Here is a 20,764-nt window from a genome sequence, read left to right as displayed (position 1 = left end):
GAACCTGCAAGGAGAGAACCGGGCGATCCTTCGCCCGGCATGACGATCAATGTGGCGCTTTTTCGCTGTCGTCCGCGTCCAGCACTACCTCTTCCGGGCGGATCACCGAGATCAGCTTGAAAATCAGGCTCAGGCCGACGCCGACGATGGTCGCCAGCGCCATCCCCTTCAGCTCTGCCGCGCCGATGTGCACCTTCGCGCCGCTCACGCCGATAATCAGGATAACGGAAGTGAGGATCAGGTTCTGCGCCTTGCTGTAATCCACTTTGGATTCAATCAGCACGCGAATACCGGAGGCACCGATCACCCCGTACAGCAGCAGAGAAACGCCGCCCATCACCGGAACCGGGATAATCTGGATCGCCGCCGCCAGTTTACCAACGCAGGAGAGCAGAATGGCGATGATCGCCGCGCCGCCGATAACCCAGGTGCTGTAGACGCGGGTGATCGCCATTACGCCGATATTCTCACCGTAAGTCGTGTTTGGCGTGGAGCCGAAGAAACCAGAGATGATGGTGGAGAAACCGTTGGCAAACATGGAGCGATGCAGGCCCGGGTCGCGGATCAGGTCGCGCTTCACGATGTTCGCCGTCACCACCAGGTGGCCGACGTGCTCAGCAATCACCACCAGCGCGGCAGGCAGAATGGTGAAAATGGCGAACCATTCAAAGCGCGGGGTGTAAAAGGTTGGCAACGCGAACCAGTGCGCCTCGGCAATCGGGGTGGTATCCACAACGCCCATCACGAAGGAGAGCGCGTAACCCGCCAGCACGCCGATCAGGATCGGGATAATCGCCATAAAGCCGCGGAAGAGGACGGAACCGAATACCGTCACGCCCAGCGTCACCAGCGAAATAATAATGGTTTTAGAATCCGGTGACTGACCGTCCGCAGGCAGCAGCCCGGCCATGTTCGCCGCCACGCCCGCCAGCTCCAGGCCGATGACGGCAACGATGGCCCCCATTGCCGCAGGCGGGAACATCACGTCCAGCCAGCCGGTACCGGCTTTCTTCACGATGAAGGAGACCAGGCAGAACAGCACGCCGCACATGATAAAGCCGCCCAGCGCGACCTCATAACCCAGCGGCAGCAACAGCAGAACCGGGGAGATAAACGCGAAGCTCGACCCGAGATAGGCCGGGATTTTGCCTTTACAGATGAAGAGGTAAAGTAGCGTACCGATGCCGTTAAACAGCAGCACGGTAGCCGGGTTAATGTGAAACAGGATTGGCACCAGCACGGTTGCGCCAAACATGGCGAACAGGTGCTGCAAACTAAGCGGGATTGTCTGTAAAAGCGGCGGTCTTTCACTCACCCCGATAGCACGGCGCGTCATAGTGTTTTCCTCTGAGTGTCATTGTTGGTTTTTATTCAAAAAAAAGCCGACTATCAAAGTCGGCTTCTTTATCGTTATTCGATTATTTAGTACCAAAAATCTTATCGCCGGCATCGCCGAGCCCCGGGATGATGTACCCGTGCTCGTTCAGTCCCTGGTCGACAGACGCGGTATAGAGTTCAACGTCCGGGTGCGCTTTTTCCAGCGCCGCGATACCTTCCGGCGCCGCAACCAGCACCAGCACTTTGATGCTGCTGCATCCCGCTTTTTTCAGCAGGTCGATGGTGGCGATCATCGAACCGCCGGTCGCCAGCATCGGGTCAACCACCAGCGCCATACGCTCGTCGATGTTAGAGACCAGCTTCTGGAAGTACGGGACCGGCTCAAGCGTCTCTTCGTTACGGTAGATACCCACCACGCTGATACGCGCGCTTGGGACGTGCTCCAGCACGCCTTCCATCATGCCCAGACCCGCACGCAGGATTGGCACCACGGTAATTTTTTTACCTTTGATCTGCTCAACCTGTACCGGACCGTTCCAGCCTTCGATGGTCACTTTTTCCGTTTCCAGATCAGAGGTCGCTTCGTAGGTCAGCAGGCTACCCACTTCAGAAGCCAGTTCGCGAAAACGCTTCGTGCTGATGTCATGCTCACGCATCAGGCCCAACTTGTGTTTAACGAGTGGGTGTTTCACTTCCACAATCTTCATTCTCTTTCTCCTCTGAGGTGGCATCCGCAAAAAAATCGCGGGATTATACCGCTTTTTTCGGATTGCGCCATACCCATCTTGCTTGACGTATATCAATCAAAGTGATTTAGAGACAAAAAAACCGGAGGCGAAGCTCCGGCTTGGGTGCGGGATTCTGCCGGGTGGCGCTAACGCTTACCCGGCCTACACATCCCGTAGGCCCGGTAAGCGCAGCGCCACCGGGCAATTATAGCTGCTCTCCGTTGCTGGCAATCACCTGCTTATACCAGTCGAACGATTTCTTCTTGCTGCGGTTCAGCGTGCCGTTACCTTCGTTATCTTTATCGACAAAGATAAAGCCGTAGCGTTTTTTCATCTCGCCGGTGCCGGCCGAGACCAGGTCGATACAGCCCCACGGGGTATAGCCCATCAGGTCTACGCCATCCTCCACCACCGCTTTTTTCATCTCGCGGATATGCGCGGAAAGGTAGTCGATGCGGTACTGGTCGTTCACCGTGCCGTCGCTCTCCTGCACGTCGATCGCGCCAAAGCCGTTCTCAACGATAAACAGCGGCAGCTGGAAGTGATCCCAGAACCAGTTGAGGGAGTAGCGAAGCCCCACCGGGTCAATCTGCCAGCCCCAGTCCGATTTCTGCACGTACGGGTTAGAGACCAGGCTCTTGCTCTCGTCGTAGTCCAGCTGCGGGTTGTCCGCGGTCGCTTTGGTGGCAAAAGACATGTAGTAGCTGAACCCGATGTAATCCACGCAGCCCTGCGTCAGCGCCACTTTATCTTCTTCGGTGATATCCAGCGCGAAGCCGCGACGTTCAAAGTAGTTGAGCAGATGCTGCGGATACTTGCCGCGCACGTGAACGTCGGTGAACCAGTAGCGACGATGCATGGCGTTCATCGCCATCATCATATCGTCCGGGGCACAGGTCAGCGGATAGATGGGGCACATGGCAATCATGCAGCCGATTTGCAGCGACGGGTTGATCTCGCGCCCCGCCTTCACCGCCAGGGCACTGGCCACCAGCTCATAGTGCGCCGCCTGGAACATCACCGGCTCGCGATCTTCTCCCGGCGCATATTTCAGCCCGGAGTTGGTAAACGGCGCAAAGTCTTCGTGGAAGTTGGCCTGGTTGTTGATCTCGTTAAAGGTCATCCAGTACTTCACTTTATGCTGGTAGCGCTCAAAAACGACCTTCGCGAAGCGAACAAAGAAGTCGCTCAGCTTACGGTTGCGCCAGCCGCCGTATTCCGTCACCAGGTGGAAAGGCATCTCGAAGTGGGAAAGCGTGATCACCGGCTCGATGCCGTGCTTCAGGCACTCGTCAAAAAGATCGTCATAGAATTTGAGTCCCGCTTCGTTCGGCTCCAGCTCGTCGCCTTTCGGGAAGATACGCGTCCAGGCGATGGAGGTGCGGAAGCATTTGAACCCCATCTCGGCAAAGAGTTTGATGTCTTCTTTATAGCGGTGATAAAAGTCGATGGCTTCGTGGTTTGGGTAATTTTTCCCCTCCAGCACGCCGTTGGTGATTTCACGCGGTACCCCGTGGGCGCCTGCCGTCATGACATCGGCAACGCTCACGCCCTTGCCGCCCTCTTTCCAGCCGCCTTCGAGCTGGTGCGCCGCAACGGCCCCACCCCACAGAAAACCTGCTTTAAATCCTGACATTCGCTATCCCTCATTCTGCGTTATTTTCTGCAAAAACAGTTACAGAAACCGGTTTCAGTTTGATGATGTGCAAAGGGGATAGCCGTTGCAAGCAGATCGCCGAAACCGGTTTCATTTTCGTGAACAGAGTCAAGTTTGTTGCCCTGGACAGCCCGCACAGAAAAAAAGATCCTCTCGCCGAGAATAGGCTCGCAAACGTTTGCCTGGACTGTTAGAATTGCGCCGATTTTTCTTACTAGCTATGCAATCGCGTGGGGATTTAAGCCGTGACCAACAAAACTTCTCTCAGCTACAAAGATGCCGGTGTTGATATTGACGCAGGTAATGCGCTGGTTGACCGAATCAAAGGTGTGGTGAAAAAAACCCGCCGCCCGGAAGTGATGGGTGGCCTGGGTGGATTCGGCGCACTGTGCGCGCTGCCGCAAAAATATCGTGAACCTGTGCTGGTCTCGGGTACGGATGGTGTCGGTACAAAACTGCGCCTGGCGATGGATCTTAAGCGTCACGATACGATTGGTATCGATCTGGTGGCGATGTGCGTCAACGACCTGGTGGTACAGGGCGCCGAGCCGCTGTTCTTCCTCGATTACTACGCGACCGGCAAGCTGGACGTGGATACCGCAGCCAGCGTCATTAACGGTATCGCCGAAGGCTGCCTGCAATCCGGCTGTGCGCTGGTCGGCGGTGAAACCGCGGAAATGCCTGGCATGTATCACGGGGAAGATTATGACGTCGCAGGCTTCTGCGTCGGCGTGGTAGAAAAATCAGAAATTATCGACGGCAGCAAAGTGGCTGACGGCGATGTGCTGGTTGCGCTGGCTTCCAGCGGTCCGCACTCCAACGGCTACTCTCTGGTGCGTAAAATCCTCGAAGTGAGCGGTTGCGACCCGCTGACCACCGAGCTGGACGGCAAACCGCTGGCCGATCACCTGCTGGCCCCGACCCGCATCTACGTGAAAAACGTGCTGGAGCTGATTGAGAACGTTGACGTGCACGCCATCGCTCACCTCACCGGCGGCGGCTTCTGGGAAAACATTCCGCGCGTGCTGCCGGACAATACCCAGGCGGTGATCGACGCATCCTCATGGCAGTGGCCGTCCGTCTTCAACTGGCTGCAAACCGCAGGCAACGTGAGCTCTCACGAAATGTACCGCACCTTTAACTGCGGCGTGGGCATGGTTATCGCCCTGCCCGCCAGCGAAGCGGATAAAGCGGTTAAGCTGCTGACAGAAAAAGGTGAAAACGCGTGGAAAATCGGTACGATTAAAGCTTCCGATTCCGAACAGCGTGTGGTCATTGAATGAAAAACATCGTGGTGCTCATTTCCGGCAACGGAAGCAATTTGCAGGCAATCATAGACGCCTGCAAACAGAAGAAAATCAATGGCACCATTCGGGCAGTATTCAGCAACAAGGCCGATGCATTCGGCCTTGAGCGCGCGCGGGAAGCGAACATTCCTGCGCACGCGCTGGAAGCCAGCCAGTTCGCCGGGCGTGAAGCCTTTGACCGTGAGCTGGTGCAGGAGATTGACGCCTACGCACCTGACGTGGTGGTGCTGGCGGGTTACATGCGTATCCTGAGCCCGGCATTTGTCGAACACTTCGCCGGACGACTGCTCAATATTCACCCTTCTCTTCTGCCGAAATATCCCGGCCTGCACACCCATCGTCAGGTGCTGGAAAACGGCGATGAGGAGCATGGTACCTCCGTGCATTTCGTCACCGACGAGCTGGACGGCGGTCCGGTCATTTTGCAGGCAAAAGTACCGGTCTTTGACGGCGACAACGAAGACGACGTGACCGAACGTGTGCAGACGCAGGAACACGCCATTTATCCGCTGGTGGTAAGCTGGTTTGTCGATGGACGTCTGGAGATGCGCAACGGCGCAGCCTGGCTGGACGGCGTGAAGTTGCCCCCGCAGGGTTATGCGGCTGAAGAGTAGTCTGTTTGAATTGCCCGGCGGCGCTTCGCTTGCACGGGCCTACGGTCCCGTAGGTCGTGGTAAGCGCAGCGCCACCCGACCCCCCCTCCCCCAACCCTCTAAATTCCCCAACAAAAAAATAACTGTCATACTTTTCTGGCACTGTTGGACATATCGTGGAAATGCTCGCCATAATAAGGACGAGACGGATTTACCACGTCCTGTGATTGAACTGGAGTGTGAGCTGTAATGGGTCAGGAAAAGTTATACATCGAGAAAGAGCTAAGCTGGTTAGCATTCAACGAACGTGTACTTCAGGAAGCGGCCGATAAAAGCAACCCGCTGATTGAACGTATGCGTTTTTTAGGCATCTATTCCAACAATCTGGATGAGTTCTACAAGGTTCGCTTCGCCGAACTGAAACGCCGAATCATCATCAGCGAAGAACAGGGCTTAAACTCCCACTCGCGGCATCTGCTTGGAAAAATCCAGTCTCGCGTCATGAAAGCCGATCAGGAATTTGATGGCCTCTATAACGAGCTGCTGCTGGAAATGGCACGCAACCAAATCTTCCTGATCAACGAACGCCAGCTCTCCGCGAATCAGCAAAACTGGCTGCGCCACTATTTCAAACATTATCTGCGCCAGCACATTACCCCGATTCTGATCAACCGTGAAACCGATCTGGTGCAGTTCCTGAAAGATGATTACACCTATCTGGCGGTAGAAATCATTCGTGGTGAGACCATTAACTACGCGTTGCTGGAAATACCGTCTGATAAAGTCCCACGCTTTGTAAACCTGCCGCCGGAAACCCCGCGCCGGCGTAAGCCGATGATCCTGCTGGATAACATCCTGCGCTACTGCCTGGACGATATCTTCAAAGGCTTCTTCGATTACGACGCGCTCAACGCCTACTCGATGAAGATGACCCGTGACGCCGAGTACGATCTGGTGCATGAGATGGAGGCCAGCCTGATGGAGCTGATGTCTTCCAGCCTCAAGCAGCGCCTGACGGCGGAGCCGGTGCGGTTTGTCTATCAACGCGATATGCCGGACGCGATGGTGGAGATGCTGCGCGATAAGCTGACCATCTCCCGCTACGACTCCATTATCCCCGGTGGGCGTTACCACAACTTCAAAGATTTCATTGGCTTCCCGAACGTCGGCAAGGCCAATCTGGTGAACAAACCGCTGCCGCGCCTGCGCCATATCTGGTTCGATAAGTTCCGCAACGGGTTCGACGCCATCCGCGAACGGGATGTGCTGCTCTACTATCCGTATCACACCTTTGAACACGTGCTGGAATTGCTGCGTCAGGCCTCGTTCGATCCGAACGTGCTGGCGATCAAAATCAACATTTATCGCGTGGCGAAAGATTCCCGTATCATCGATGCGATGATCCACGCGGCGCACAACGGCAAGAAAGTGACCGTGGTGGTTGAGCTCCAGGCTCGCTTCGACGAGGAGGCCAACATCCACTGGGCGCGCCGACTGACGGAAGCGGGCGTACACGTCATCTTCTCCGCGCCAGGGCTGAAAATTCACGCCAAGCTGTTCCTGATCTCCCGTAAAGAGGGCGACGACGTGGTGCGCTACGCCCATATCGGTACCGGGAACTTTAACGAGAAAACCGCGAGAATCTACACCGACTATTCGCTGCTGACTGCCGATGCCCGCATCACCAACGAAGTGCGTCGGGTGTTCAACTTCATTGAGAACCCGTACCGCCCGGTGAGCTTCGATTATCTGCTGGTGTCACCGCAGAACTCACGGCGCCTGCTGTACGATATGATCGATAAAGAGATTGCCAATGCGCAGAACGGCTTGTCGTCCGGCATCACGCTGAAGCTCAACAATCTGGTGGACAAAGGGCTGGTGGACCGCCTGTACGCGGCCTCCAGCTCCGGCGTTCCGGTAAATCTGCTCATTCGCGGCATGTGCTCGCTCATTCCGGAACTGGAAGGCATCAGCGACAATATCCGCGTGATCAGCATTGTGGATCGCTATCTTGAACACGATCGCGTCTATATTTTCGATAACGCCGGTGATAAGCGCGTATACCTCTCGTCCGCCGACTGGATGACGCGTAACATTGATTACCGTATTGAAGTGGCGGCACCGCTGCTGGATCCTCGCCTTAAGCAGCGTATCCTGGACATTATCGAGATCCTGTTCAGCGATACGGTGAAAGCACGTTATATCGACAAAGAACTCAGTAATCGCTATGTACCGCGCGGCAATCGCCGTAAAGTGCGCTCGCAGCTGGCGATTTACGATTACATTAAATCACTTGAGCAATCCGATTAACCTATGCCAATAAACGATAATACCCCACGCCCGCAGGAGTTCGCCGCGGTCGATCTTGGCTCAAACAGTTTCCATATGGTCATCGCCCGCGAGGTGGATGGCGCGATGCAGATCATCGGTCGTCTGAAGCAGCGTGTGCATCTGGCCGATGGTCTCGACGCGCGTAACATGCTGAGTGAAGAGGCCATGGAGCGCGGGCTGAACTGCCTGTCGCTGTTCGCAGAACGTCTGCAAGGCTTTTCGCCGTCCAGCGTCTGCATCGTCGGGACGCATACGCTACGCCAGGCGCTGAACGCGCCGGAGTTTCTTAAGCGCGCGGAAAAGGTTATCCCCTACCCGATCGAGATCATCTCCGGTAACGAAGAAGCGCGCCTGATTTTTATGGGCGTGGAGCATACGCAGCCGGAAAAAGGCCGCAAGCTGGTGATTGATATCGGCGGTGGCTCCACGGAACTGGTGATTGGTGAAGACTTCGAGCCGCGTCTGGTGGAAAGCCGCCGTATGGGCTGCGTCAGCTTCGCGCAGATGTATTTCCCGGGCGGCGTCATCACCCGCGAAAACTTCCAGCGCGCGCGCATGGCCGCCGTACAAAAAATGGAAAATCTGGCCTGGCAATACCGTATTCAGGGCTGGAACGTGGCGCTGGGCGCGTCGGGGTCGATTAAAGCGGCCCATGAAGTGCTGCTGGCAATGGGTGAAAAAGACGGGTTTATTACGCCTGAGCGCCTGGTGAAACTCACCGAAGAGGTGCTTAAGCATAAGAGCTTCGACGCCCTGAGTTTGCCGGGTCTGTCCGACGAACGTAAAGCCGTGTTCGTACCGGGGCTGGCGATCCTCTGCGGCGTGTTTGACGCGCTGGCGATCAAAGAGCTGCGCCTCTCTGACGGCGCCCTGCGTGAAGGTGTGCTGTATGAGATGGAAGGCCGTTTCCGTCATCAGGATATTCGCAGCCGCACCGCGCAGAGCCTGGCCAACCAGTACAACATCGACCGCGAACAGGCGAAACGGGTGCTGGAAACCACGGTTCAGATGTACGAGCAGTGGGAGGAGCAGAATCCGAAGCTGGCGCATCCGCAGCTGGCCGCGCTGTTGAAATGGGCTGCCATGTTGCACGAGGTGGGGCTGAACATTAACCACAGCGGAATGCATCGCCATTCGGCCTATATTCTGCAAAACAGCGATCTGCCTGGCTTCAACCAGGAGCAGCAATCCATGATGGCGACGCTGGTGCGCTATCACCGCAAAGCCATCAAGCTCGACGATCTGCCGCGCTTTACGTTATTTAAGAAAAAGCAGTTCCTGCCGCTCATTCAGCTGTTGCGCCTGGGCGTGTTGCTCAATAATCAGCGACAGGCAACCACCACGCCGCCGACGCTGAAGCTAAAAACGGATGACTATCACTGGACGCTGAGCTTCCCGCACGACTGGTTTAGCCAGAACGCGCTGGTGCTGCTGGATCTGGAAAAAGAGCAGCAGTACTGGGAAGCGGTCACCGGCTGGCTGTTGAAGATTGAAGAAGAGAGTTCTGAGGCGGCAGCGTAACGGCTCAGGCGCTCTCCTGAGAAGGCTGCGTGTTGAGCAACGTATCAAGCTCAGTCGGCAACCCAATCAAATAGCCCTGCACATAATCGATACCTAGCGCGTGCACCGCGCTACGTATCTCTTCCGTTTCCACATATTCCGCCACCACCAGCATTTTCTTCATCCGGGCCAGATGGCAAATGGAAGCCACAATCTGGTAATCCAGGCTGTTGCTGACAATATTGCGAATAAAACCGCCATCGATTTTGAGAATGTCTGCGTCCACGCTTTTTAACCGCGCATAGCTGGCGTAGCCCGTGCCAAAATCATCAATGGCGATCCGGATGCCCATTTTTTGTAATTTCCTGAGGGTCGACGCCGCCAGATCCGCATGACCAAAGGCGCTGCTTTCGGTCACTTCAAAGATCAGCTGCCACGCTTCAACGGCGTATTTGGCTAACAGGCGGCTCACTTCAAGCGGGAACTGCGCCCTGTAGGCGGTAGAAGGTGCGAGGTTGATCGCAAAGCGCTGGCCCGGCAAACGCTGGCGGTGCTGTGCCAGAAAACTCAACGTACGCTCCAGTACCCATAAATCAACACGCGACGATAAACCAAACTCCTGTGCAATGGGCAGGAACTGCTCGGGAAAGATCAGTGCCCCGTTATCATCACGCATTCGCAGCAGCACCTCGTGATAACAATCACCGCGCAGCCCGCGAACAGGCTGAACCAGCAGGGTAAAAGCGTCCTGCTCCAGCGCGGCCTGCAAACGACTCATCATCGCGACCTTATCTTTCAGGCTACGCTGCAAATGAACAGCCCCGCGCTGCTGAAGATTTTCCGGGTGGTTGGTAGAAAGGGAGAGATCGGCCACGATGCCCAGTTCCCCCAGCACCAGATAGAGATGATTGACGGGTGAGCGTACATAGCAATAGCTCACGCCGACCTGAGGCTGTACCGGCATACCATCCCAGATAAAAACAAACTGCTTGATATGCTCGTCCAGCGTTTCAATGCGCTGTTGATGCGACTCCGCCTCCAGACGCACCGCCATGTCATACCCGGTGAGGTGATAGACTCGCTCATTGGGCTGAAGGGTGCCGTTTATCCATTGCGCCAGCTGCTGTTTATACTGGATCCGCAGCATCACGCCGTAATTGCGTCCCAGCACCTCCAGCTCGGGCACGCGCAGTAAACAGAGCGCTGACCACGGATGACTGGCCAGCTCGCGCGACAGCGCCCGCAGGTTGGGCATATGCACCACCGGATCGAGAAAAGCCTGACTGCGGGAGCGAATATTGATGGCCCGCTGGCGTGTCGCCAGCATCGACATGTACGTCACAACGAAGGAAAAGACCAGATAGCTGGATGAGGTGATCGCCAGCTGAATGCCATAACCCTCTTGCACCGGAATGTAGTGATAAAAAAAGTGAATCGACACCAGCAGGACCGGCGTCCAGATGAGTGACATCAGCTTGTAGCCAAAGCGCATCGCCCCCCAGAGCATCACGGGCATCAGCAGGGACAAGGTGTAGTTGGTACTGAAAATGGAACTGTTTGCATTCATAGGCAGCAGCAGCATGACCAGCAACCCGCCCAGGGCTAAAAACCACACCACAAACTCAAAGGCCGTCACCTTTTTGTCTATTTGCGCGCGGAGCTGGGACATCAGTCCCTTGATATAGCGCGGATGACGTATCAGGCGGATCAGCAGGTAGCTTAGCGGCACGCCCGTCAGCCCGCTCACCAGCAGCCCCTGATAGTTAATAAGGGTCCGAATATTGAGGGGATTCAGTCCTGCGAGGCTCTGGCGGCTCTCATAGACGCCGAGATAGACCGCAAACTGAAACAGCAGCAGAAATAGCGTTGCCGGGCAAAACACCTGCCAGAAAATACGCTGCCCCATCAGGCGTATGTCACCGTAAGCGGTCATATTGCGCCGGGGCGCAAACACGCGATAACCGCCCCAGCTGAGCACCAGAGGAACGATAAAATGCAGAATGCCGGCCATGGCTTCAAATAACCCAACGGAGGGGTAATAACGTAAAAACAGCGACACCACCACCCCGGGGAGGGCTTCCAGGCCAAAGAATAACATCAGCGTCAGCAAAAAGGAGAGCGGGAGATAATAGAGCGCAACGATACCGTCGCCCAACTGCGTTAAGGTATTAGCCACACTAAGCACCGGGAGTAACACGACGGGCAAAATAAGAGGAAGTGCCCACCAGCGGTCTTTATTTTGCTTCAGGATGTGGTGAATATTCATAGATGCTCGTTTACAACCCTTGCGCTCCAGAGGGTAAATGAAGACAGGCATCCAACCTGACGTACACGTTGCCTGGAAAATTCCTGGCAAGCACAGTGGAGGAGGGATTTTAAATATCAACGACGGGATGCGGTTGACCTAAATCAAATTAATTTATCTGAATAAACCTTTCTTACGTTTTTTTTGAATATTTTTCCTGTAATTATCAATGCGATAAATAAAAGCGTTGTTTTTAATAACATAAATTAATGTAAGCATTGACGCTATTTTACATTTCGCCGAATTGACCCTGACTTGCGGCTGTGCCTTAATAGCCGTATCGCCCAAAAGGGTATACTCAGGAAAAGAAAGTGAGTCAGGCTACGCGTATGCGAAAACGACATCGATTTAACACCCGGATGACCCGCATCATACTGCTCATCAGTTTCCTGTTTTTCTTTGGCCGCTTTGTTTATTCCTCCATTGGCGCCTGGTATCACCATCAGGACAAAATTCAGTCACAGCAATCAGGTCTTGTGGTGGATTCGCCCGAGCGCTAAAGCGTGTTCGCTCCCGGAAGACAAACTGTATCGCACTGTATCCCGAGCGCTACGCTGACAAACCGGTACAACACGCCCGCAAAAGCAAACATCCCCGATACATAAAAATGGTCTTCTGTATCCCTCGCCATAATAAACTGATGAGGAGAGACACAGATGATTCGTCGATATTTCCTGCTTCCTGTATTTGCGCTGACGTCCTTTGCTGGCGCAATGGCCGCACCGTTGGATGGTCTGAGCGCCGCTGATGTCAACGGTCCAGCCGCCGTCGCCCCGCCTGAACACCCCCAGCCGCCAGCAAAACTGATTGTCGATCCGCCGCTGGCGGGACCGCTAAGTAAAGGTGCGGTCTTTATTCAGTACCGTGTCGAAAACCTGCGCATTGAACCTGTATTTGGACCCGACGCGCTGAAAGTCACTCCGCGTATCGGCCATATTCACGTTGTGGTGGATGACGCGCCCTGGCACTGGGCTGATACCAGCGGCGAGCCGGTGATCCTGGTCGGGCTGCCCGCAGGAAAGCACAAAGTGACGATCGTCGTTGCCGACCCGACGCATAAACCCATCGACCATAAAACCGTTGAATTCACCGTGCCGCCACACGCCGCGGTTCATCACTTTTAAGGAGCCTGTTATGAAAGCATTGTCTGTATTAACAGCGATGGTGCTGGCGGTTTCCACCAGCGCGCTGGCAGAGACGAAAGCCAGCGTGGTGCTGGTGCACGGGGCGTTTGCCGACGGCAGCAGCTGGAATAAGGTGATTACCCGGCTGCAAAAACACCATACCGAGGTCATTGCGGTACAACTTCCGCTCACGTCTCTGAAAGATGATGTCGCCGCCACGCAGCGTGCTATCGCCCGGGCTCATGGGGATGTGGTGCTGGTCGGTCACTCCTGGGGCGGGACGGTAATCAGCGAGGCGGGAAACAATGCCCGCGTGAAGTCACTGGTTTACGTTGCCGCTTTTGCGCCGGATTCCGGCCAGTCGACGGCAGATCTGGCAAATAGCTACCCTGCTCCGCCAGGGACCGCCAGCCTCGCTAAAACCACAGAGGGGTATTTATATCTGCCGACAAAAGCGGTCAGCGAGAATTTTGCCCCTGACGTGAAGGACGTTGAGCGCAGCGTGATTGCCACGACGCAGGGCCCCATTAAGGCCGATGCGTTTGGGGAGAAAATCGCGCATGCCGCCTGGCATGACAAACCGAGCTGGTATGTGGTCAGCAAAAATGACCGGATGATCAATCCTGAGCTAGAGCGCGCAATGGCGAAGAAAATCAACGCCAACACCACGGAGGTAGCGGCAAGCCATGTATCGATGGTCAGCCAGCCGGACGTCATTACCCGTACGATTGAACAGGCGTTATCGGGTCAACAGTGATAAAAAAGCCCGCATGATGAACGGTCCGACTTCGGGCCACGCCATCCTGCGGGCTTTATGCACTTCCGGCTCCTGCAACGGGGTTATGTGCGGTTTTGTCACAAACGCGCCTTCCCCCTCGCTGAACCATCAGAAGCTGTACGTCACCTTCAAACTTCCCACAGGAGACGTTTTTCGCTGAACAATGGGGCTATCGCCGGCCTCCCCCGTCAGCTGCGTAACGCCAGCTGCGGCAAGCAGGCTCCAGCGGGAGGTAAGCTTATGGGTCCAGTCCAGGCTCAGCGAATACGCATATATTCCCGATCCGGCATCGTGTCGGGCAAAACCCGATGCGGCCGACTGGGCGGCATTCACCCCGTAGTAGGTTTGCACATACTTACTGGATCCCCAGCTACCGGTCAGCGCCAGCGTTAACGCATTTTTCGGAGATGTATAGAGCGGGCTGGCAATGCCGAAATGCACAGCTTCACCATTGTCTCTCTCAGAAACCGGGACCTCTGCCTGCAACTGCACGGTCAGCCAGTCAGTCACCCTGTATCCCAGCCCTGGCACAACGATAGCTGAGCCTTTAATGTCACCCATTCCTCGCAGGTCGTCGCTGCCGGAGGCGATCGAATCGCTGCTTACGTCGCGATCCTTACGTCCTGCGCGATAGCTCAGCGCTGCGTTGTAGTCCAGGTTACCAAAGCTGTTGCCGTAGCCGATCCCCCGCGTGGTGCTGACAAAAAAACCATTGGCCATCGCGTAATCAACCACCTGAGCCGCAGAGACCCGGCTCTTGTCCGAACCGGAATAGCGTGGCGCAACATCCACGCCGCCTCCCAGGGTTAACACGTTGCCCTGAGGCTGATCTGCCGCCAGGGTCGGGGTAGCCAGTAACGCCAGGACGGCCCCCGGCAAGATGCTTTTCATGCTGCGACCGATGCGTGAATGGGGGAAACTATGACGCAGTTTGATGTTTCTCATTAAAGAAGCCCTTTGGATTCAGATAATTGCGATACAAGCGGTGTTAAACGCCAGAGCGCCCATTCTGAATACTCACCCTAAGGTTCTTATGAGCCGTAAATGAAGAAATGCTGAAGCACGTGAAGGTTCTGTAACCCCTGAAGAATTCCTGTTACCGTTTTTTCTTCAGTTGTTCTTCATGCACTGTTGATACAGTTACCAATGTGAAAATTCTACTAATTGAAGACGACCTGGATCTCGGCAATGGCGTGCGTATCGCCCTTGCAGATCAAGGATTTGATGTCATATGGGTACGCCGCAAAGAGGATGCGCTGCATCAGCTTGGGATCTGCGTGCCGGAACTTATTTTGCTCGACCTGGGGCTGCCCGATGGCGATGGCATGAGCCTGATGACGCGCCTGCGTCAACAGCTTAAGGGCGTCCCCGTCATCATCCTGACGGCGCGAGGCACGCTACAGGACCGCCTGTGCGGGCTGGATGCAGGTGCAGACGATTATCTGGTCAAACCTTTTGTTCTCGCCGAACTGCTGGCGCGCGTGAGAGCCCTTGCGCGGCGCAGTTACGGTTTTGAAAATGAGGCAATAGAAATTCGCGGTTTGTCGCTTCATATTCCGACGCGTCGCGTAACGGTGAGCGCACGCCACGTTGAGCTGACGGCAAGCGAATATGCGCTGCTTGAAACGTTAATGCTACGCGCCGATCGCGTGCTTACGCGACGGTATCTGGAAGAAAGGATATTTGGCACGAAAGAAAACCTCAGCAACGCGCTTGACGTGCATATGGGTAACCTGCGGCGAAAAATTGGCGATGGCTTTGTGCGAACGGTAAGAGGCGTTGGGTATGTCATCGATACCGTACCCGTTCAGAAGGCGGCAGGTTGATGCGTAATTTTTGGCACCACCTCCGGCTTCCCACGCTGGTCAGGCGAATGCTGGTCGCCCAGATGCTGCTGCTTACGTTGCTCTGGTGTCTCTTTTTAACCTTCATTTTGCTGGAAGACCTGCGTAGCCCTCCCATACTGACGGGCAGTGAGACTTATGAAACCGTTTTTTCCCTGGTGGAGAGTATGGACGATCGTCCGCAGGCGCGTGATGCTGTGCTGGCAGCGTTCAGCAAGGCTCTGCGGGAGGGCTATGGCGGCGGCGAAGATCCGGAGCTGTCCATCAACCTCATTGTTCGCAAGAATAACGAGATTATTTTTTCTTCGGATGGTGCGCCGACGGGGGTAAAAAATAGCCGTCTGGGGGTCATGCAGCATGTCCAGAGTGAGGACCATACATGGACGAGCCGTACCCTCAAATCCGCGCACTCCGACGTGGAAGTCACCCTTTTTACCCCTGCCGGTAGCTGGAATTTCTTTATCTATCTGAACTCGCGCGGCTACTACGTCATGCCGCTGATGATATGCATCCCTTTTCTTCTGTTCCCCGCGTGGCTGTCCATCCGCATCGCGATGCGCCCCTGGAACAAGGTGGTGAATGAAATTTCATTGCGCACTCCGGACGATCTCTCGCCTTTAAAAGCCGTCCCCAGACACAGGGAGCTTCGCCAGACAGTCGACGCGATTAATGACTTTCTGGCCAGGGTGCGGGAAAGCGCCGAAAGGGAAAGAATGTTTATTGCCGATGCCGCACACGAACTGCGTACGCCTCTGGCCGCGATGCGGATCAACGTCGAGGCGTTGCAGTCCTGGGTCATCAGCGAAAGCCAGCAGGAGCTGCTTGCGGGCATTGTTCGCAGCAATAGCCGTGCTGCGCGTCTCGTCAATCAGCTTCTGCTGATGATGCACAGCGAAGCGCACATCAGCACGGTGATGTCGCCTGTGCCGCTGACGACGCTTATTCAGGAGCGAATGGCTGCCCTGGAACCGCTGGCGTCCGGGCGCAGAATTGAGTTTGAATTCATCGCCGATGATGAAATCCATATCACAGGCATTCGGGAACGTCTGGTATCGCTGATCGACAATTTAATTGAGAATGCCGTGAAGTACAGCCCTGAGGGTGGACGCATTGAGGTACAACTGCAATCGCGTGATAAGTCCGCTCAGCTGCGCGTCTCAGACGCGGGTCCCGGCATTCCGGTTGAATTGCGGGAGCGTGTGTTCGACAGGTTCTTCCGCGATCCTAATCAGACCCAAAGCGGGAGCGGACTGGGGCTTGCCATCGTCAAAGCCGTTACGCAACAACACAACGGCAGGGTCAATCTGAGTACGTCAGCCGAAGGCGGTCTTATGGTGACCGTTGATTTCCCGAATCCGGCGTTCGCATGAACGTAAACGCGGCGCTACACGTCCTGACATGTGTCAGCGCAGCGTTACTTCACGTATGCCGCAGATTGCTTCAATAAAATTACCGTATTTGTTATATTGTTACTTACTGATTATTCACCTCTGCGGTGCCAAAAAGAACAAGATTCACCGCAACCCAGGACAGAAAAATGTTAGATTATCGCTTCCCGACAGCTTTGCAGATGGTTCTCAGCGTAGCGATGGCGGAGCAATCGGGTGAACGTTCGACGAGTGCAATCCTGGCTTACGGCCTGGAAGCGAATCCGAGCTTTATCCGCAAATTAATGGTTCCTCTCGCCCGCGACGGCATTATCGTCTCCACGCTTGGCCGCAACGGCTCTATTCACCTTGGCCGCCCGGCGGAAGAGATTACCCTGCGTGATATCTACCTTTCCGTCACTGAAGATAAAAAGCTGTGGGCGTCCCGTCCTGACGTCCCGGCCCGCTGCGTGGTCAGCGCCAACGCCTGCTGGTACTTCAAATCAATCGCTGATGAAGCGGAGCAGGCTTCGTTAGCGGTTTTAGCGCGCCATACCGTCGCCAGCGCGCTGGAAGAGGTGAAAAAAGCCGATACCAGCGGGTGCGATCCGGTGCCGGAACTCTGCACACAGCATAAAAAAGCGCCCTAATCCTGACAGACTGCGAAAAAAAAGCCGCCTTCATTGTGAAGGCGGCTTTTTGCTATCTGCTACGTCCTACGCAGGCAACACCTCTCTTTCCGCTTTACCGCGCGTCACGAACTTACGCAGCGTCACGTAAAAGACCGGCGTCAGGAACAGACCAAACAGCGTCACACCCAGCATCCCGGCGAACACGGTGATCCCGGTGACGCCGCGCACTTCTGCCCCTGCCCCGTGACCAAGGATCAGTGGAATGGTCCCGGCAATAAAGGCGATAGAGGTCATTACAATCGGGCGTAAACGCAGGCGGCACGCTTCCAGCGCGGCCTCCATAATGCCTTTGCCCTGAATTTCCAGCTCGCGGGCAAACTCCACGATAAGAATCGCGTTTTTACAGGCCAGCCCCATCAGAACCACCAGCCCTACCTGCACGAAGACGTTGTTATCGCCCCCGGTCAGCCAGACGCCGAACAGCGCGGAGAGCATCGTCATCGGCACGATGAGGATCACCGCCAGGGGCAGCGTCCAGCTTTCATACAGCGCCGCCAGCACCAGGAACGCCAGCAGCACCGCGACCGGGAAGACGATCAGCGCCGTGTTGCCCTGGGTGGCCTGCTGGAAGCTCAGGTCCGTCCATTCAATATTCATCCCGTTCGGCAGGATCTGCTTAGACATACCGTCCAGCTGCGTCATCGCCTGCGCGGAAGAGAGCACGCGCGGGTCGGCATCGCCAATCAGATCCGCCGCCGGGTAGCCGTTGTAGCGGATCACCGGGTCCGGACCGTAGGTGGTCGTGATTTTCACCATACTGCCAATCGGCACCATTTCACCCTGGCTATTACGGGTGCGTAAATTCGCGATATCTTCCACGCTGTCGCGGAACTGCCCGTCGGCCTGTGCCATTACGCGCCAGGTGCGACCGAACTGGTTGAAGTCATTCACATAAGACGAGCCCAGATAGGTTTGCAGCGTCCCGAAGAGATCGGTGAGCGACACGCCCTGCGCTTTCGCCTTATCACGGTCAACCTGTACATCCAGCTGCGGAACGTTTGCCTGGTAGGTTGAGATAGGGAAATGCATCCCCGGCGTCTGCATAATCGCCCCGGACATGGTGTTCACCGCGTTTTGCAGCGCGCCATAGCCCAGACCAGCACGATCCTGAATATACAGCGAATAGCCCGATCCCTGGCCCAGACCTAAAATCGGCGGCGGCAGAATCGAGAAGCCAAAGCCCTGCTGGATTTGCGCGATTTTCGCGTTGATCTCCGCGTTTATTTCCGCCGCAGTATGTTTACGCTGGTCGAAAGGCTTCAGGCCAAAGAAGACCGTCCCGGTGTTCGGCGTATTGGTGAACTGGAGCGCATTCAGGCCAGGAAACGCGACCGCATAATCCACGCCTTCGGTATTCATCCCGATTTCGCTCATTTTGCGGATCACCGCATCGGTGCGCGCCAGCGACGAGCCTTCCGGCATTTTCACGCCGCCGATCAGGTACAGCTTATCCTGCGTCGGAATAAACCCGCCGGGAACGGCTTTAAACATCACGCCCGCAGCGCAAAGCAGCAGCAAATAAACCACGAACACTGCCCCGCGTCGGCCGAGCGTTTTGCCCACCAGCCCCTGATAGCCAGTCGAGCTGCGGTGGAAAAAGCGGTTAAACGGACGGAAAATCCAGCCGAACAGACGATCGATAAGCCGGGTCGGGAAATCTTTCGGGGCGCCATGCGGCTTCAACAGCAGCGCGGCCAGCGCTGGCGAGAGCGTCAGCGAGTTGATCGCGGAAATCACCGTGGAAATGGCTATCGTTACCGCAAACTGCTTGTAGAACTGACCGGTCACGCCGGAGAGGAACGCCATCGGAACGAATACCGCACACAGCACCAGCGCAATGGCAATAATCGGTCCGGACACTTCACGCATCGCCTGATGCGCTGCCGCAAGTGGGGCGAGCCCCTCTTCGATATTTCGTTCGACGTTTTCCACCACCACGATGGCATCGTCCACCACGATACCAATCGCCAGCACCAGCCCGAACAGGCTCAGGGTATTCAGCGAAAAGCCCAGCAGGTAGAGAATACTGAACGTGCCCACTACCGATACCGGCACCGCAATCAGCGGGATTATCGACGCGCGCCAGGTTTGCAGGAACAGGATCACCACCAGCACGACCAGCACCACCGCTTCCAGCAGCGTTTGCACCACAGCGCGGATCGAGTCGCGTACAAACACCGTCGGGTCGTAAGGCGCCGCCCATTTCATATCGTCCGGGAATCGTGTGGACAGTTCGTCCATTTTGGCGCGTACCGCGTTAGACAGATCGATGGCGTTTGCCCCCGGCGACTGGAAGATACCAATCCCGACCGCGTCTTTATTGTTCAACTGGGAGCGCAGCGCGTAGCTGCCGGACCCCATCTCGACACGCGCCACGTCGCGCAGTCGGACGACCGTACCATCCTGCGTGGTTTTCAGGACAATGTTGCCGAACTCGTCTTCGGTATGCAGGCGGCCCTGGGCGTTAATGGAGATCAGGAAATCGCTCTCTTTCGGCAGCGGCTCGGCGCCAAGCTGCCCGGCGGACACCTGCACGTTCTGCTCCTGCATCGCCGTGACCACGTCCGAAGCGGTCAGCCCGCGGGCCGCGACCTTGTTCGGGTCCAGCCAGACGCGCATCGCGTATTCACCCGAGCCGAAAATCTGAATCTGCCCCACACCGGGCAGACGCGCCAGCTCGTCCTTCACCTTCAGCGTGGCGTAGTTACGCATATACAGTGAATCGTACTTACCGCCAGGCGAAAACAGATGCACCACCAGCGTCAGCGTTGGCGACTGTTTCTGAGTCGTGATGCCCAGACGCCGCACGTCTTCCGGCAGACGCGCTTCGGCCTGCGCGACGCGGTTTTGCACCTGAACCTGCGCCTGATCCGGGTCGGTGCCCGGACGGAAGGTGACGGTAGTCACCAGCACGCCGTCGGAGCCCGCGACGGATTTCATGTACATCATGTTCTCAACGCCGTTGATCGCCTCTTCCAGCGGCGTTGCCACGGTCTCGGCAATCACTTTCGGGTTGGCGCCCGGGTACTCGGCGCGCACCTGCACGCTTGGCGGCACGACGTCAGGGTATTCGCTCACCGGCAGCAGCGGGATGGCGATTAATCCTGTGATAAAAATCAGAATCGACAGTACGGCGGCAAAAATCGGCCTGTCGATGAAAAAACGGGAAAAGTCCATGGATTGGATTCTCAGGTAAGGGA

At 56.0% G+C, this 20,764-nt stretch carries 16 protein-coding genes; 10 read left to right on the top strand and 6 right to left on the bottom strand.

Going from position 1 to position 20,764, the window contains the following annotated elements; translation table 11 throughout:
- Positions 1–46 precede the first annotated feature (46 nt).
- The 3 genes from uraA to SK62_RS05450 form a co-directional block, all read right to left on the bottom strand.
- Complete coding sequence (gene uraA / locus SK62_RS05460) at positions 47–1,336, bottom strand: uracil permease (protein ID WP_003860558.1); 1,290 nt, start codon at positions 1,334–1,336, stop codon at positions 47–49.
- 82 nt (positions 1,337–1,418) lie between these two features.
- Positions 1,419–2,045, bottom strand: a complete 627-nt coding sequence (gene upp, locus SK62_RS05455) for a uracil phosphoribosyltransferase (RefSeq protein ID WP_003860560.1) — start codon at positions 2,043–2,045, stop codon at positions 1,419–1,421.
- A gap of 226 nt (positions 2,046–2,271) precedes the next feature.
- Positions 2,272–3,702 carry a 6-phospho-beta-glucosidase gene (locus SK62_RS05450; RefSeq protein WP_048249337.1) on the bottom strand — a complete coding sequence of 477 codons (1,431 nt, stop codon included), beginning with the start codon at positions 3,700–3,702 and terminating at the stop codon, positions 2,272–2,274.
- Between the two features lie 266 nt (positions 3,703–3,968).
- Between SK62_RS05450 and purM the strand changes: the two genes are divergently transcribed.
- The 4 genes from purM to ppx all read left to right on the top strand — a co-directional run bounded on the left by purM (position 3,969) and on the right by ppx (position 9,475).
- Positions 3,969–5,006: a phosphoribosylformylglycinamidine cyclo-ligase gene (gene purM, locus SK62_RS05445; protein ID WP_017383509.1), complete on the top strand. Its 1,038-nt coding sequence runs from the start codon at positions 3,969–3,971 to the stop codon at positions 5,004–5,006.
- Positions 5,003–5,644, top strand: a complete 642-nt coding sequence (gene purN / locus SK62_RS05440) for a phosphoribosylglycinamide formyltransferase (protein WP_039270209.1) — start codon at positions 5,003–5,005, stop codon at positions 5,642–5,644. The genes purM and purN overlap by 4 nt, the downstream gene beginning before the upstream one ends.
- Before the next feature lie 228 nt (positions 5,645–5,872).
- Positions 5,873–7,933, top strand: coding sequence for a polyphosphate kinase 1 (gene ppk1 / locus SK62_RS05435; RefSeq protein ID WP_017692942.1), 2,061 nt, complete (start codon positions 5,873–5,875; stop codon positions 7,931–7,933).
- Between the two features lie 3 nt (positions 7,934–7,936).
- Complete coding sequence (gene ppx / locus SK62_RS05430) at positions 7,937–9,475, top strand: exopolyphosphatase (RefSeq protein WP_047719317.1); 1,539 nt, start codon at positions 7,937–7,939, stop codon at positions 9,473–9,475.
- A 4-nt stretch (positions 9,476–9,479) separates the two neighbouring features.
- On the opposite strand, the gene SK62_RS05425 is transcribed toward ppx, so the two are convergent.
- A complete protein-coding gene (locus SK62_RS05425) occupies positions 9,480–11,720 on the bottom strand; it encodes an EAL domain-containing protein (protein WP_017692941.1) in 2,241 nt (746 codons plus the stop codon).
- Positions 11,721–12,088: 368 nt separating this feature from the next.
- On the opposite strand from SK62_RS05425, the gene SK62_RS22085 reads away from it, so the two are divergent.
- The 3 genes from SK62_RS22085 (at position 12,089) to SK62_RS05410 (ending at position 13,640) form a co-directional block, all read left to right on the top strand.
- Positions 12,089–12,259 carry a YfgG family protein gene (locus tag SK62_RS22085; protein WP_017383512.1) on the top strand — a complete coding sequence of 57 codons (171 nt, stop codon included), beginning with the start codon at positions 12,089–12,091 and terminating at the stop codon, positions 12,257–12,259.
- Positions 12,260–12,415: 156 nt separating this feature from the next.
- On the top strand, positions 12,416–12,883 hold the full coding sequence (locus SK62_RS05415; protein ID WP_015572184.1) for a DUF6130 family protein: 468 nt from the start codon (positions 12,416–12,418) through the stop codon (positions 12,881–12,883).
- Positions 12,884–12,893: 10 nt separating this feature from the next.
- The gene (locus SK62_RS05410; RefSeq protein WP_017383514.1) at positions 12,894–13,640 is read left to right on the top strand and encodes an alpha/beta fold hydrolase; all 747 of its coding nucleotides are present in this window, start codon (positions 12,894–12,896) and stop codon (positions 13,638–13,640) included.
- 129 nt (positions 13,641–13,769) lie between these two features.
- Here SK62_RS05410 and SK62_RS05405 read toward each other — a convergent pair whose 3' ends face one another.
- The gene (locus tag SK62_RS05405; protein WP_047719318.1) at positions 13,770–14,606 is read right to left on the bottom strand and encodes a MipA/OmpV family protein; all 837 of its coding nucleotides are present in this window, start codon (positions 14,604–14,606) and stop codon (positions 13,770–13,772) included.
- 203 nt (positions 14,607–14,809) lie between these two features.
- Between SK62_RS05405 and SK62_RS05400 the strand changes: the two genes are divergently transcribed.
- The 3 genes from SK62_RS05400 to SK62_RS05390 all read left to right on the top strand — a co-directional run bounded on the left by SK62_RS05400 (position 14,810) and on the right by SK62_RS05390 (position 17,522).
- Positions 14,810–15,487 carry a response regulator gene (locus SK62_RS05400; protein ID WP_017383516.1) on the top strand — a complete coding sequence of 226 codons (678 nt, stop codon included), beginning with the start codon at positions 14,810–14,812 and terminating at the stop codon, positions 15,485–15,487.
- Complete coding sequence (locus tag SK62_RS05395) at positions 15,487–16,875, top strand: sensor histidine kinase (RefSeq protein WP_023295133.1); 1,389 nt, start codon at positions 15,487–15,489, stop codon at positions 16,873–16,875. The genes SK62_RS05400 and SK62_RS05395 overlap by 1 nt, the downstream gene beginning before the upstream one ends.
- Positions 16,876–17,042: 167 nt before the next feature.
- The gene (locus SK62_RS05390; RefSeq protein WP_003860591.1) at positions 17,043–17,522 is read left to right on the top strand and encodes an RrF2 family transcriptional regulator; all 480 of its coding nucleotides are present in this window, start codon (positions 17,043–17,045) and stop codon (positions 17,520–17,522) included.
- Between the two features lie 66 nt (positions 17,523–17,588).
- Here SK62_RS05390 and oqxB read toward each other — a convergent pair whose 3' ends face one another.
- Positions 17,589–20,741, bottom strand: coding sequence for a multidrug efflux RND transporter permease subunit OqxB (gene oqxB, locus SK62_RS05385; RefSeq protein ID WP_017692935.1), 3,153 nt, complete (start codon positions 20,739–20,741; stop codon positions 17,589–17,591).
- Positions 20,742–20,764 lie beyond the last annotated feature (23 nt).

It is taken from the genome of Enterobacter sp. BIDMC109 (assembly GCF_001037885.1).
Classification (GTDB): Bacteria; Pseudomonadota; Gammaproteobacteria; order Enterobacterales; family Enterobacteriaceae; genus Enterobacter; species Enterobacter hormaechei_C.
Note: the sequence above shows the minus strand (reverse complement) of the source record. Positions and strands in the feature narration are given on the sequence as shown.